Source organism: Burkholderia aenigmatica (assembly GCF_048627025.1).
In the GTDB taxonomy this organism is placed as follows: Bacteria; Pseudomonadota; Gammaproteobacteria; order Burkholderiales; family Burkholderiaceae; genus Burkholderia; species Burkholderia aenigmatica.
The window spans coordinates 930,825-945,189 of record NZ_CP184468.1 but is presented as its reverse complement, the minus strand read 5'-3'; the positions used below and the strand labels follow the sequence as shown (position 1 = coordinate 945,189).

The following is a 14,365-nucleotide window of genomic DNA, read 5'->3' as shown; positions in this document are numbered from 1 at the left end:
CATCGCCTAATTCCCGGTGATACACGAGGAAATCCCTCTACGTTTGCAGATCCTAGCCCATCCTGTTTGCTAACGGCAAAACAGCAAACACACGTCGCTTCAATGGCACACACCGGCTTTCTGAAACCGATCATTTCCCGAAGGAAACTACGTCATCATGCTACCCATCGAAAAAGTACGCCCTCGTCGCTGCTACTGCATTCGCGAAAGGACACGTAAGTACTATCATGGTGGCGATAGCCGATCGCGAAAGACGAAGAAGCGCACCCTTTCTCTAAAAGAGTCTCACACACGATAGCCACGGGAACATGTTCAATCTCTATTCGATAAAAATCTTTGGGGCTTGGAATGTCGTCCAAATGCCCTAGCCTCAATCAGACAGCGATCGTCACAGACGATCCGCTTTTGGCAGCCAGCTTCAGCTGCGCGCTGGCACGCAAAAGCTCCTACTTCGCGGTACTTGATGGCCCGCGCATGACGCGTAACGACGCGGATGCTGAGGTATTGCGGCGGAACAACGCATTGGCACGACTCAAAGCGAAGGTCGTGATCCTCGCCGGCTTGAGCGATAAAGGAGCTGTCGCAATGTCGGCAGGCTTGCCGAGAGCGCGCACACGGCTCTGCTCAGCTGCCGACGCGCTTGCGCTCGCGCCTCCTGAGAGAGCCGCTCGACAGCCACTAATGTGGAACACCAACGCTGTCGGCATCGGCGTCCTTCAAGCCCTGTATGAAGGGCGTCTGATTAAGTTTGACGATAGCGCTCCCACACCATCAACGACAATATCGGGAAAGAGCGACCACTTGGTCATTTGCGAGGAAGGAGAACCTCTATCAGAAGTCATTGCAGCGAACTACGCATTTGCCTTAGGCGCCGGCCTCCACCTAATACCTGAGGTCGACAGCGTCGAGGCGGACAATATTCTGGAAGCCTACTACTCCATCGATGACAATGGGAGCTCGCAAGCAGACACACGTCAGAATCTACTTGCTCGCCTCCGGGGATTATGTGGTGACCTCGATTTCTCGAAAGTAGGATCAATGACCTTCTTCACACGAAGGCTACCGTTCGGCATCGCCTTTCCCAGCTGCCCATCGACCCACCTCTTTACCTACCCCGACCTAGGGATCACGATAATCAACGGGTTTGCAGCCGAGCAATCTGGCACACGTGGCGTCAACGTCGCGGTACTAGTTGACCCAGAAAAGACACGCGCACCAGAGATTGAGGCCGCCACAAAAGTGCTTCCTGACCGACGAATATTTGTTCGCGGCTACCGCGGGGCAGGCGCCAGTGTTCGCAACGTGACAGAAATGGTACATTTGTTCCCGTACGATCTTCTGATCTTCGCGACACATTGCGGAGATGTAGCCGGATATCGCTGGACCTACAACTACTCAGACAGCGAAGGTCTCCAGCGCGAACTAGTCGTTGATATCGCGGTTAGTTTTGCCGAGACCGATGATCCTGACAAGTTGAACGTCGTGCAATACACCCGTTTCCATTCACTCGACGGCATCGATTGGAACGACCCACCCGCGAAAGCAAAGCTCCATGTTGGGACAGCCATTCTTGACTATCTGGAACGGACGCAAAATGATGACCTCGTGCCTACCAAGAAGGAATCCCTCAAGCGGGTAAAAGCATCTGCGGCCATGGCGATGCACGACAATAATTTGCTCGTTCTGCCACGCGCACTCGCAGAACATGGCTCACCGATCATTATCAACAACGCCTGCGTATCGTGGCACCAACTGTCAGAGCGGTTCATTTGCGGAGGTGCACGGGCATATGTAGGTACGCTTTATCCTGTAAGCGACCTTGAAGCCGAGAGCATAGTTGTGAATCTACTCGGCAAGCATTGGGGGAAATGCCTTCCACATGCTCTGTGGTCGGCCCAGAATGCGACCTACGGTACGAGTAGCGACCGGCGCCCCTACGTCGTTACCGGCGTCTACCCGCAACGACTAAGAGTAACGAAGGAGGATGTCCCTGTTCGCATCATGAGGAGAATGCTATCCGCCCGCGATGGCTGGAAGCAACATCTAGCGGCAGCCGATAATGACGACCGACGGAGACAAACCCTGGATGTCGTCAAATACTACGAGCGTGAGATCGAAGCGCTCCACCAAAATTGGTTCTCGTCATGACGAGCGCATCGTGCGACCAAGTTTACTTGAACGACTCAGCAGCTCTATAAGAGTTGATGCGTATCCCCTGCTCTAAGCGATAACCGATATCAATCCTCCGATAAACGAAGCTGATCGAACGCGGGGCTCGGAAAGGTTCAAGCTGCCTACGATAGATACATTGGTGAAACGTGCAACAAACACATGTTCTAATCCAGACTGAATGGCGCTCACCAATGGCCCCTCCGACGTTGACACGTCAGCGATCAACCTCGGCGAGGCCGCACATATTTTTAGCGCTCGCCCGGTATCCGCTAGATACGATGCACAAATGTCCGACGGGGAGCGCTCGGACATCACGAATGCGATCTGGCCGTGAAGGAATTGTCACAAGAAGGTCGACTCTAGTCCAACGCAATTTCCAGCAGAGTTCTCGACGAAAGCAAGCTGGGTCGTCATTCGGCAGCTTGCCCTCCAGAGCCCGTTAGCCAAACGAGCCTCATTCACTATCCTGAATCTCAAAACCGATACCCGACAGACACGAAGGTGATGATCGGATTGATCTTCACCTTCGTCGTACTGGTCACTGCACCGACAGCCGATCGTGTCGTCAGTGTTGCCTTGGTCGAGAGCCATACGTATGCGGCCGAAACTCCGACCGACCAGTGCGAATCGATGTTGTAGTTCAGGCCGGCATTGACGATCGGCGCAAACGACTTGCTCAACGTTACGGAGGTTGGCCCTTCCAGACGCGTCCCAAACGTCGGTGAATAGAGGAATTCCCCGGACGCCACCTTGTTGCTGAGCTCGACGTTCTTGAACCACACGTAGGAGACACCAGCACCGATGTACGGCCGAAAGCTCGCCGACGGCTCGCCGAAATGGTACTGCGCGAGAATCGCCGGACTCCACGCACTCGCCGTCCCCAGTTCTCCGAGCCCCGCAAGCGTCCCGGTCCCGCTGAGATGCAGTTTCGGCGGAACACCCAGAATCGTCTCCAGTGCTACATGGTCCGTTACGAAATAGGTTGCGGTAAGTGCGAATGTATCGGTATCAGCGACGCTCGCTCCACTTCCCGCAACCGTATTGGAACGCCCGAGCGCGTTGACCGTCAGAGGTTGACTGGAGTCCTGCGGCGCCATATGCAGCCATCCAGCGTTGACCATCCACTGCCCCGCCGATTGGGCGTGGGCAGCCGAGATCGTCGCGATCGACAAGAGAATTGCCGCGCTCGTATGTTTCATGTTGTCTCCGATTTTTGTGATATCTGGGTACTACTCTGCTGGGGGATTACCGCCATACGGCGCCGGACAGAAGTCGCCCGCCAGGCGCACACGCCTGACCTTCTGAACGGAAAGGGAATCAGCGATCTCTGAGCCGATCGATCAACCGAACGCTCGCGCCGGCCGCAGCGCGCTTCAGCGACGTCAAAGGTCCATCGTCGTGTGCTGGCACATCCGCGACATGCTCCCCGGCGCCGGCAAAGCGCGGGAACAGGCGCAGCGCGTTGCCACGCTCGATCCCGGCGCGCGCTTCGCTGCTCCAGACCGACGATCGTTCGAGGGCGTCGCGCTGCATGGCGGTCACGGGTGCCGGCGCGAACGGGAAATCGCTGCCAAAGAGAATCTGCGATGGCTCGACCAGTTCGCGCAGCGCGGCCTGAGGATAGGCCGCGGGTGACAGCGCGGTATCGAAGTGAAATCGCCGGATATACGTCAGTACGCCGGCAGGCACCATCGACACGTATTCCGGCATGAGATTGGCAAGCGACAGCCGCCATGCGACGTAAGGTAGAAATCCGCCCGCATGCGCGAGAATCCAGCGAATGTTCGGGTAACGCTCCATAGTCCCTGTCAGCATCAGGTTAAGCGCGGCGCGCGTCGTATCGCACAGGAATTCGATCAGAAAGCCGGGTGCACCGAGCCCGAGTTCCTCACTCGTCCGATGCAGATTCGGATGAACGAAAACGACTGCGTGGCGGCGATCGAGCTCGGCCATCAGTTCATCGAATTCCGGCGCACCGAGAAACTTTCCTTCGGTGCTACCGAGCAGCACGACACCGTCTGCCTTCAGTACATCGAGTGCATGGACAGTTTCCGAACATGCATGCTCGGTGAAGGGCATCGGCAGAACGGCGAACGAGCCGAAGCGACCAGGATACGTATCGCACAAGCCCGCCGTATATTCATTGCATTGGCGTGCGAGTTTGCGTGCTTCTTCCACATCGCCGAAATACACACCCGGCGCCGAAATCGACAGCAAGGCTGTCTGAATCGCATTCGCGTTCATGACGTCGAGTGACGCATCCGCGCTCCATTCCGGAAGTGCCGCACCTGCAACTTTGTGCAGGCCGTGCCTCGACATCGCGTCCCGGTATGCAGGAGGAATGAAATGGTGATGGACGTCTATGCGGTGCACGACACGCTCCAATACGCAATCATTAATATGGATTGCGAAATTTTTATGTTTGATCAAAATCACGATGAATCGCCACGCCGGTCAGAAACCGGAACGGCGACGGCGAGACGTCGTGAGGTTGCCTACGATGCGATGCCTTAATCGGCGCGCGCGTGCAACAAGTCCAGCGCGACGTCGACGATCATGTCTTCCTGACCACCCACCATTCTCCGTCGCCCCAGTTCAACCAGGATATCGACCGTGCCGAGCCCGTATTTCCCTGCGGCCAGTTCAGCGTGGCGCAGAAAGCTCGAGTACACGCCGGCGTACCCCAGCGCGAGAGTTTCCCGGTCGACCCGCACCGGGCGATCCTGGAGCGGTCGCACGATGTCGTCCGCTGCATCCATCAACCGGTACAGATCCGTGCCGTGACGCCAGCCAAGGCGATCGGCCGCCGCAATGAACACTTCGAGCGGTGCATTGCCCGCGCCGGCCCCCATCCCCGCCAGACTCGCGTCGACGCGATCGCAGCCCTCTTCGACCGCAACGATCGAGTTCGCCACGCCGAGGCTCAGGTTGTGGTGCGCATGAATACCCGTCTGGGTCTCGGGTTTCAACACGTCCTTGAACGCTCGCACGCGATCGCGGACGTCGTTCATGTTCATCGCGCCACCAGAATCCACAACGTAGCAGCAGGTCGCACCATAGCTTTCCATCAGCTTTGCCTGCTCGGCCAGCCCCTGTGGCGTCTGCATATGACTCATCATCAGGAAGCCCACCGCCTCCATGCCCAGCTCGCTTGCGTATTCGATGTGCTGGCGTGAGATGTCGGCTTCCGTGCAGTGCGTGGCAACGCGCACGATTCGCGCACCCGCATCGTACGCTGCCCGAAGATCGTGCACGGTACCGATGCCGGGCAACAGCAACGTGGCAACCTTCGCATGCTTGACTACGCTGGCAACGGCTTCAATCCATTCGATATCGGTATGCGCGCCGAAGCCGTAGTTGAAGCTTCCTCCCTGCAGGCCGTCCCCATGTGCCACTTCGATTGAATCGACCCGGGCCTCGTCGAGCGCAAGCGCAATCTGCTGCGCTTGTGAGACGCTGTACTGGTGACGAATCGCATGACTGCCATCGCGCAGCGTCACGTCGGAGATATAGATCTTCTTGTCCATAGGAGCGAAACTCACGTTGCATTGGCCAGCAGGCGGGCGGCGACTTTTTCTGCCGTGATCTTGGCGGCGCTCGTCATGATGTCGAGGTTGCCGGCGTATGCCGGCAGATAGTGGGCTGCGCCTTCGACTTCGAGAAAGATCGAAGTCTTGAGGCCCGTCATGCGCTCACCGACACCCGGAATCCGGATCGGCCGATCGGCTTCGATGCGATCGAATTGCACACGTTGCTTCAGGCGATAGCCGGGCACATAGGACTGAACCGCTTCGGCCATTCGGGCGACAGACTCCTCGATCCGACCTTCGTCGGCGAAATCGCTGAGCGTATACACCGTATCGCGCATGATGAGCGGCGGCTCGGCAGGGTTGAGCACGATGATGGCTTTCCCCTTCGCCGCTCCGCCGACCACCTCGATTGCCCGCGACGTCGTTTCGGTAAATTCGTCGATGTTGGCGCGCGTGCCGGGCCCCGCGCTCTTGCTGGAAATCGATGCCACGATCTCGCCGTAGTGGACCTTCGCGACCCGCGACACGGCCGCTACCATCGGGATCGTCGCTTGCCCTCCGCAAGTCACCATGTTGACGTTGAGCGCATCGAGATGGCGCTCGCCGTTCACCACCGGGATGCAATACGGGCCGATTGCCGCCGGCGTCAGATCCACAAAGCGGATGCCAGGCTTGATTGCTCGCAGGAATGCATCGTTGCGGGTGTGTGCCGACGCTGACGTTGCATCGAACACGATGTCGATGTCCTCGAACAGCGGCATCCGACTGAGTCCTTCGACGCCTTCGTGCGTCGTGGCGACGCCCATGCGGGCAGCACGCTGCAGTCCGTCCGATGCAGCGTCGATTCCGACCATCGCACCCATCTCGATGTGTTCGCCGTGCCGCAGGATCTTGATCATCAGATCCGTACCGATGTTCCCGCTACCGATGATGCCGACCTTGAGTTTCTTGCTCATCGATACGCTCCTTAAACGAGGCGACAGCGCACGCTGCCGAGTGCACCGATCTGCGCGTGAATCGCGTCGCCCCTCGTCACCGGCACCATCGGCCCCAGTGCGCCGGACAGGATCACGTCGCCTTCGCGCAGCATCTGACCGCGGCGCGCCATGGTGCAGGCCAGCCAATAGATCGCACGCAACGGATGGCCAAGACAGGCTGCACCGACGCCAGTTGACACAGTCTTGCCCTGCTTCGTCATCGACATGCCCAATTCGCCGAGCGAGAGCTGGCCAACCGCGATCGGCTGATGGCCCAGCACATACAGACCGCATGAGGCGTTGTCCGCGACGGTGTCCTCGAGCGCGATCCGCCAGTCCGCAATCGCGCTGTCCACGATCTCGAGGGCCGGCAGCGCATAGGCCAGCGAAGACAGAACGCGGCTGTAGCTCGGTGCTTCGTCGTCGATATCTCGCCCGACGACAAATGCGACCTCCGCTTCGATCTTCGGCTGCAGCAATCGATTCATTGGAACATCGTCGCCGTCGAGATACTCCATGTCGTCGAACAACACGCCGAAGTCGGGCTGGTCGACACCCAGTTGCTGCTGTACCGCGATCGAAGTCAATCCGACTTTTTTCCCGACGATGCGCTGCCCAGCGGCAATTCGTTCTGCCGTATTCGCTTCGGCGACAGCGTAAGCGGCCTCCAGCCCGGAAATGCCGAACCGCGAAGCAATCGGTTCGATCGCGGTACGCGTTGCGCGCGCACTGCGCAGCGCTTCGGCTGCGGCTTGAATGCAAGTGTGATCAGACGATTGAGACATGATTGATGGTATGGAAATCGAAATTCAGGCTGCCTTGGCCATGGAAGGCGCGCTTGCCGAAGCAGAGGTGCGAGGGCTCCTCCCGGCGATGGGCATGCCAAGTTGGTCGCGCAGTCGCATTACCGTGCGATTGAGCTCGGTTACGGGAACGACGGCGAACACGAATCGGTCCGGCCTCAGGATCGCCACTGCCTTATCGCTGAACCCAGCCTTCACGAACCAGGAGACCATGTCGCCGTTGATATCCTCGACTTCCGTCACCCCACCATTCCGGTTATCGCGCTCGACGCCGTTGAGGCCCTGCGGACGTCCGCCGTACGGATACAACGTGACGCACTGCACCGACAACGTCTGCATCGCTTTCGCCGACACTTCGTCCAGGTACCGGGTCGGATCGACGTTCAATCCGACGAGCGAAAATCCACGTCCGAGCAGATCGTCCATCCGCTGGCGTGAACCATCAAACCGGCGCACTTCGGGTTGCGGCGCCAACGCACCCTCCGGTCCGTTCCGGCGACGTCGCGGCATGCCGAGATAGGCATTCTTCCGATAGACGGGAGCGGGCTTGAATCCGCCCTCCTGGAACCAGCGCTTCAGCGGTGGGATTGTTCTGATGATCGCGAGGGAGGTATCGCGCACGAGCGTCGCGAGCGGATTTCTCGCCGACACGACGTTCTTCAGCAACACGGATACGTCGATCATTGCCTTTGCATGCGCGTGACGCTCCGACTGATAGGTGTCCAGCATCGCGTCACCGGCGACCCCACGTAACACAAGGTCCAGTTTCCAGCCAAGGTTGTATGCGTCGCGCACACCGGAACTGGCGCCTTGCCCCATGAACTGTGGCGTCATGTGCGCGGCGTCGCCGGCCAGCAGCACACGGCCGACCCGCCATTTGGCCGCGATCAGTGCATTGAACGTATAGACGAGCTTGCGTTTGACGACGAACTGGTCCGGATCGACGAATTTGGACAGGTACTTGCGCACCGTCTCGGGCCGCTCCATGTTCTCTTTCGTTTCCCCGGGCATCAGCATGAACTCGAACCGGTGAAACTTGTCGGGCTGCACACAGCTCACGACCGGCAACTTCGGGTCGACGACAAAATTGAAGTAAGGAAGATGACGCAGCGCGTCCGTACCCGGCTTGCGTTCGATGTCCACGACGAGCCACGGCTCCGGGAAACTCTTGCCGGCCATTTCAATGCCGAGCCGCGTACGCACGATGCTGCGACCACCGTCCGCGCCGATCATGTAGCGTGCCCGCATCGACCGGGCGTCGGGATCGGTGTTCACGCTCGTCCGCGCATCCGTGCTGTCGCTGAATCGAGCTTCACGCGTGGCCTGATGCACGATGCTGACACCTTCGCCGTCTTGCGAAAATTCGACGACCTCACGTCCTCGGCGGATATCCACGTTCGGATACCGCGACAGCGTGTCGGACAGCGTCGTTTCCAGATACGGTTGATAGAAGAAGTTGATGACCGGCCAGCCAAGCGGGCGCTTGCGCGGCATGTACTGCGTGATCGGCGTGCCGTCCGGACGAACGAGCTGCACCGGCGTCTCCATCATCATCCGTGACTGCAGCTCATCGGCCACTGCGAGATGCTGGAAAATGCGCATGCACTCGTCGTCGGTGTACACCGCCCGTGCGTTGCCATAAAAAACCGGCTCGCGCTCGAGCACGACGACGTGATGTCCTGCCTGCCCGAGCATGTGCGCCAGCACGAGACCGGTCGGCCCGAGCCCCACGATCGCGACGTCGCACGCATCGTCCTGATGCACTGCGTTCATGACTGGTCTCCTTGTATAGTGAATTCGGGGTGCATCAGCGAGGCGAGCGCACGACGGGCGCGGCTCAGCCTGACGCGCAGGCTCAGGTTCTCGGGGCGATGGCCCCACAGGCTGATGCCCTGATAGGTCGTCGTGCGCCACGCGTGCTCGTCCACCACGATCGGATTCCAGCCCAGTTCGATCTCGAACCCGGACGGAGTCTCGACGTAGAAGGAAAGCTCGCGGTCATTCGGGTGCTGGCCGATCGCATTGGCAATCGGATAGCCCATTGCTCGACACCGCAGATAGGCTTGGGTCACATCGTCCAGCGACGCGCACTGGAGATTCATGTGATGGATCTGCGTGCGCAACGGATTCACGCGAACGCCGCGTGTCGATGCAGTCGCAAGCGAATGGTGGCGCTCATTCAATCGAAGGAAGGCAAAGTCGAGACTCAGGCCATCGATCTTGTCTTCGATTTCGTCGGAAAGTCGGGCGTCGAACACCATTTTCCAGAACGCCTGCATGGCTTCCGGTTGACGAGTCGTAATCGCAACGTGCCCCATGCCAGAGGCGCCGGTAACGAACCCGCTCGCTTTCATGTTCAACGGCAAATCGGTCAGCACCGGGTCGGTAAAGAGTTCGGTGCGCAGCATTTTCGGTCCCGCGAAGAACCAGAAGCGCTTCACACCTCGCAGCTCGGCCTCTTCGGCACTTCCTTCCTTCACGCTGACGCCAAACGCGGCAAGGCGATTGAATGCGAGCTTCAACGCCGCGTCATCGGCCAGTTGCCAGCCGATTGCAGCAACGTCTTCCGCACGCCCCTCACGGATGATCAACCGCCGTTGGTGCGAGTCGATGCGGCACGCAAGCACACCGGATCGAGGACGGTCTACATGCAGCCCGAGCCCTTCCCCAACGAATTTCCTCCATTCGTCCAATCGGGTGGATTCGGCGAGCACATAACCCATACGGATCCGACCGAACAAACTGTTCGGCGCGGACGACGAACTCGCAATGGCTGGCATGGCAACAAGCTCCGAGTCAGCGAGTACGGGCAGCATGAGCGTCAGCTCCGTCCTGCGCCAGGAACGCCAATACCATGGCATTGAATTCGTCGGCACGTTCCCACTGCACCCAGTGACCGGTCTTGCTGAACAGGTGTACGTCACAGTTCGGCATGCGCCGCTGAAGCGAATGCGCGCCACTGGGACGATTGACCTTATCCTCCGTGCCCCACAGCACGAGCGTCGGATTCTGCACCGACGCCAACCGCGGGTCCCGCGTGAAATCCACCTTCTTGAATTGCGGGATGCCCTTGGGACCGAGCAACGGCGGGCTGGCCACGACCTCCGGATCGATGCTGGACTGAAAGCGCTCCTGAATCGTCGAATCGGGAACCAAGCTGCCGTCGTACACGAGGTCGCCCCGGATGAACGTCGTGAGCTTTTGTAACGAAGGACCTTCGCCCTTGTAGTAGTTCAGCAAACGCTTGAGGCCGGGAGTAGGCAATCCGCGCGTCGTATCCACACCGCCCGGGCCCATCAACACGAGGCGCCCGATTGCGGCAGGGCGCTCCAGCGTCATGCGGAGCGCACATGCGCCACCCAGCGAGTTGCCGATCACATGCGCGCGCCGAATCTTCAGTGCATCCAGCATCCCGAGCAGGTTCGTGGCCAGATCGCCAAAGGGGTCTGCGCGATCAAGTCCCTTCGTCGATTTACCGTAACCGGGCATGTCCGGCACGACGACTCGATAGTGACAAGCGAGCGATTCGACGTTACGCGAATAATTCGACATCCCGGAAGCACCGGGGCCGCCCCCGTGGAGCATGAGGACAACAGGCCCCTCTCCCAGTTCGGTAAAAAAGATGTTCCGCGCACCGACTCGAACGGTGCGTTGGTTCATTGCGCGAGTCACGGACGGTGCATTCACGGCGTCGTCGCTCCAGGAAGGTGATTGAACTTGCTTGATCTAATAATGAGATATTTGTCATCATGACAACATACTCGTTTTCACCTAGGCTGCAGGAGTGCTTGTTGTGGCGCCGTATAATTCCGTCATGAGTGAAACTACCGTTGATCATCGAACCCGCGTCGCCGCAGAGCGGCGTGAACGGATGCGCGCTCGACTGATCGAAAGCGCGATGCTGGTGTTTGCAGACAAAGGGGTCGGGGCAAGCGTCATCCAGGACGTCATTGCCGCGGCGGACGTTTCGCAGGGGACTTTCTACAAGTACTTCCGAACGAACGAGGATCTGCTCGCAGCGGTCACGCAGGAACTCAACGACGAGTTGCTGCGCTTGATTGAAGCGGAAGTACATGAATACGAGGATCCGGCGCGACGCATCGCATGCGGCGTGCGAATGTTCCTGCACACGGCGCGCACCTATCCGCTACTGGCCCGTTTCATTTGTGCGGCTGGCCTGCACTCCGCCGGGCCAAGCAGTCTTATTTACGTCTTCCTGCCTGTTCACATCCAGCAGGGTTTGTCGCTGGGCCGCTTCAATGACGTCGGTGTTGCAACAGCGCTCGACGTGATCGCCGGAACTGTGCTGGCCACCATCCTCAGAATCACGACCGAAGGCCCCGAAAATATCCCTCCGGAGCCCGTCGTTGCCGCGATCCTCCGCGCACTTGGCGTCGATCGACAGGAGACCAAGGCGCTTGTCGACACTGCATTACCTCGTATCGAGATGCCCGCCACGTCACTGCTCGAACGAGGGCATGCGAGACTGCAGGCTCACATGCTATCCACGGTTTGACGGCATCGACCTTCACGCCCGTCGGGGATGATCTCGCTGGTTCGCTGCTGCACGCGTCGTTTGCGGAAACAGAGATTTGAACGGGTTCTCCGTTGCCGAAATCGAAATAGCAGGGGCCTTCGGCATACCGTGGTCAATGCAGGGGCCAACGCACTAGCGAATCACCGGAGTGGTACCCGACGCAGTACATTGCGTCCCGTTCTCTTCCAGCTCACGGCCAAGTTCGGCAATGCGGCGTTCGCCTGCCATGAGCGCTTCCGCCGACGTGTGAACCGAGTACCGACCGAGATGCAACGCATGCGGATGCGGCACGGCGGATCCCAGTACGAAAACGGCATCCTCGTTTCCTGATGCACGCAATACGATAGCGGCCTCGTTCTGCTCGAAGAGCACCATCTCACCTGCGGCGATCGACTCACCCGTTTGCAGTGCTCCCTTTGCGAGGGCCAGCCAACCTACAGCGTGATGGACTGGCGGCCAGTAGGTCCAGCTTTCGCCAGGCTCGAGCGTGACCAACAGATAGTTGATGCCTGCCGGCGCCGGAACAGGGCTCGAGACTCCCCCATACTCGCCAACGATAATGTAGGCAGGACCTGCACGCCGCATGTCTTTTTCAATGACGTAACAGCACTCCGGCTCTCCATTCTCGAGCTCGGGTGGTAACGCAATCCAAAGCTGAAAGCCGAGGACGCGGGACACGTTCTCATACGGCGACATTTCCTTGCCGTGCCACACACCGCTACCGGAACGCATCCATTCAACACCTCCGTACTCGATCGTGCCGGAACCAGTCGTCGGGTCGTCGTAATGCAGTCGGCCCTCGACCAGCACCGTGACGGTTGCCACGCCCGAATGGGGATGGAGCGGCATCCCCCCGCCCATGGCCATGGCCTGAAGAGCCAGTCGCCCCAAGTCGAAAATGTCGAGAAACACGAAAGGTTTCAGCATCTCCCCCAGATCGGACGGACTCATCAGCCGGGCGATCGGTCCGTGGCCATCGCCACGCGTGCGATGCACGATTTGCCTGTTCACCAGCATCGGGATTCTCCCCAAAGAAAGCGGCCCGTATCGTCGCCCATGTAGTCGGGATCGAGATAGACGTGCATGCGATTGATGAGGCCCTCGCCATTGAATGCGAACACGCTGCAGAACCGGCCACCCGGCGTCCTTCCACCTGACCATGATCTGTCGTCGTTGTAGGTACCGCTCGTGACACCTTCGACAACGACAAAGCCGCCGCCCTCGATGATTTTCATAGCTGCGACATCATGCGAGATTGATTTGACGGCCGACATGAACCCAGTGATGAACTCGGCAAACGCCGCCTTTCCGGCTCCGATCCCGAACTTCGGGAAATAGAACTGGAAATCGTCGGAAAACAGATCGAAGAGATCTGTACGGCCAGCGTCGCCCCGTGCGTAATACTCCTTCACAGTCGCAACGTTTCTGGATTCCTCTGCGTTTGACATAGCCCTTCTCCAAATACTGCATCGAAATTTGACTTGAGCGCATACCCACGCTCGATCTGCGTAGCTCTTCGATGTTGTCGAGCTCGACGAGATGCGGCATCACGCTCGCCGCTTGCTCCGCTTTCTCTACATCACCAAGGCGTCGATCCCTAGAATTTGTAGCCGACCGATACGAAACTGACGATCGGATTGATCTTCACCTTGGTCGTGGTGGTGATGGTTCCCACCGGAGAGTGCGTCGTGAGCGTCGCCTTGGTCGACGACCACATATACGACACCGACGCACCGATCGACCAGCGCGAGTTGATGTTGTACGTGAGACCGGCATTGATGACCGGCGCGAACGACTTGCTCAACGTCACCGACGTCGGACCCTCGAGCTGCGTCCCGAAAGTCGGCGAATAGAGCATTTGGCCGGTCGCAACCGGTTGACTCAACTGAATGGACCGATACCAGACGTAGGCGACCCCCGCCCCCAGATACGGCCGAAAGCGTGAAGTCGACTCGCCGAAATGGTATTGGAGCTGAAGGGCGGGGCTCCAGGCTCGCGCCGTACCCAACTCACCGAGTTGGGAAATCGACCCCGTACCGGTCATATGCAACTTCGGAGGAACACCGAGGATCGTCTCGAGTGCGACGTGGTCCGTTACGTAGTACCGCGCCGTAAGTGCGAAGGTATCCGAGTTACCGACGCTTGCCCCGCTTCCCGGAACCTCGTTCGATTGTCCGAATGCATGGACGGTCAACGGCTGACTTGAATCTTGTGGCGCGAGATGCAACCAGCCGGCATTCACCACGACTTGCCCAGCGGACTGCGCATGGGCCATCGAAGTGGTCGCGATCATCAAGAGGGCCGCTTTGCTTACGTGTTTCATGTCGTCTCCAATATTTTGATGTG

General features: G+C 59.0%; 13 protein-coding genes. 2 read left to right on the top strand and 11 right to left on the bottom strand.

The window, feature by feature from the left end; genetic code table 11:
* Positions 1-405: 405 nt before the first annotated feature.
* On the top strand, positions 406-2,148 hold the full coding sequence (locus tag ACN8ZM_RS04420; RefSeq protein ID WP_420210650.1) for a hypothetical protein: 1,743 nt from the start codon (positions 406-408) through the stop codon (positions 2,146-2,148).
* 497 nt (positions 2,149-2,645) lie between these two features.
* On the opposite strand, the gene ACN8ZM_RS04415 is transcribed toward ACN8ZM_RS04420, so the two are convergent.
* The 8 genes from ACN8ZM_RS04415 to ACN8ZM_RS04380 all read right to left on the bottom strand — a co-directional run bounded on the left by ACN8ZM_RS04415 (position 2,646) and on the right by ACN8ZM_RS04380 (position 11,142).
* Complete coding sequence (locus tag ACN8ZM_RS04415; RefSeq protein ID WP_420210649.1) at positions 2,646-3,371, bottom strand: OmpW/AlkL family protein; 726 nt, start codon at positions 3,369-3,371, stop codon at positions 2,646-2,648.
* Between the two features lie 118 nt (positions 3,372-3,489).
* Positions 3,490-4,608 carry an amidohydrolase family protein gene (locus tag ACN8ZM_RS04410; protein WP_420210648.1) on the bottom strand — a complete coding sequence of 373 codons (1,119 nt, stop codon included), beginning with the start codon at positions 4,606-4,608 and terminating at the stop codon, positions 3,490-3,492.
* A gap of 74 nt (positions 4,609-4,682) precedes the next feature.
* The gene (dmpG, locus tag ACN8ZM_RS04405; RefSeq protein ID WP_420210647.1) at positions 4,683-5,699 is read right to left on the bottom strand and encodes a 4-hydroxy-2-oxovalerate aldolase; all 1,017 of its coding nucleotides are present in this window, start codon (positions 5,697-5,699) and stop codon (positions 4,683-4,685) included.
* A gap of 11 nt (positions 5,700-5,710) precedes the next feature.
* Entirely contained in the window at positions 5,711-6,658 is a 948-nt protein-coding gene (locus tag ACN8ZM_RS04400; RefSeq protein WP_420210646.1) for an acetaldehyde dehydrogenase (acetylating), read from the bottom strand.
* 11 nt (positions 6,659-6,669) lie between these two features.
* Positions 6,670-7,464, bottom strand: coding sequence for a 2-keto-4-pentenoate hydratase (locus ACN8ZM_RS04395; protein ID WP_420210645.1), 795 nt, complete (start codon positions 7,462-7,464; stop codon positions 6,670-6,672).
* A 24-nt stretch (positions 7,465-7,488) separates the two neighbouring features.
* On the bottom strand, positions 7,489-9,255 hold the full coding sequence (locus tag ACN8ZM_RS04390; RefSeq protein WP_420210644.1) for a bifunctional 3-(3-hydroxy-phenyl)propionate/3-hydroxycinnamic acid hydroxylase: 1,767 nt from the start codon (positions 9,253-9,255) through the stop codon (positions 7,489-7,491).
* Positions 9,252-10,298 (bottom strand): VOC family protein, encoded by a 1,047-nt coding sequence (locus ACN8ZM_RS04385; RefSeq protein WP_420210643.1) that lies wholly within the window; start codon positions 10,296-10,298, stop codon positions 9,252-9,254. The genes ACN8ZM_RS04390 and ACN8ZM_RS04385 overlap by 4 nt, the downstream gene beginning before the upstream one ends.
* Positions 10,279-11,142: an alpha/beta fold hydrolase gene (locus ACN8ZM_RS04380; protein ID WP_420210642.1), complete on the bottom strand. Its 864-nt coding sequence runs from the start codon at positions 11,140-11,142 to the stop codon at positions 10,279-10,281. The genes ACN8ZM_RS04385 and ACN8ZM_RS04380 overlap by 20 nt, the downstream gene beginning before the upstream one ends.
* A 154-nt stretch (positions 11,143-11,296) precedes the next feature.
* Here ACN8ZM_RS04380 and ACN8ZM_RS04375 point away from each other — a divergent pair, with 154 nt between their 5' ends.
* The gene (locus ACN8ZM_RS04375; protein ID WP_420210641.1) at positions 11,297-11,998 is read left to right on the top strand and encodes a TetR/AcrR family transcriptional regulator; all 702 of its coding nucleotides are present in this window, start codon (positions 11,297-11,299) and stop codon (positions 11,996-11,998) included.
* Between the two features lie 153 nt (positions 11,999-12,151).
* Here ACN8ZM_RS04375 and ACN8ZM_RS04370 read toward each other — a convergent pair whose 3' ends face one another.
* From ACN8ZM_RS04370 to ACN8ZM_RS04360, 3 genes are all read right to left on the bottom strand, one after another.
* The gene (locus ACN8ZM_RS04370) at positions 12,152-13,036 is read right to left on the bottom strand and encodes a pirin family protein (protein ID WP_420210640.1); all 885 of its coding nucleotides are present in this window, start codon (positions 13,034-13,036) and stop codon (positions 12,152-12,154) included.
* Positions 13,027-13,467 (bottom strand): nuclear transport factor 2 family protein, encoded by a 441-nt coding sequence (locus ACN8ZM_RS04365; protein ID WP_420210639.1) that lies wholly within the window; start codon positions 13,465-13,467, stop codon positions 13,027-13,029. Before ACN8ZM_RS04365 ends, ACN8ZM_RS04370 begins: the two co-directional genes overlap by 10 nt.
* A gap of 149 nt (positions 13,468-13,616) precedes the next feature.
* On the bottom strand, positions 13,617-14,342 hold the full coding sequence (locus tag ACN8ZM_RS04360; RefSeq protein WP_420210638.1) for an OmpW/AlkL family protein: 726 nt from the start codon (positions 14,340-14,342) through the stop codon (positions 13,617-13,619).
* Between the last annotated feature and the right edge of the window lie 23 nt (positions 14,343-14,365).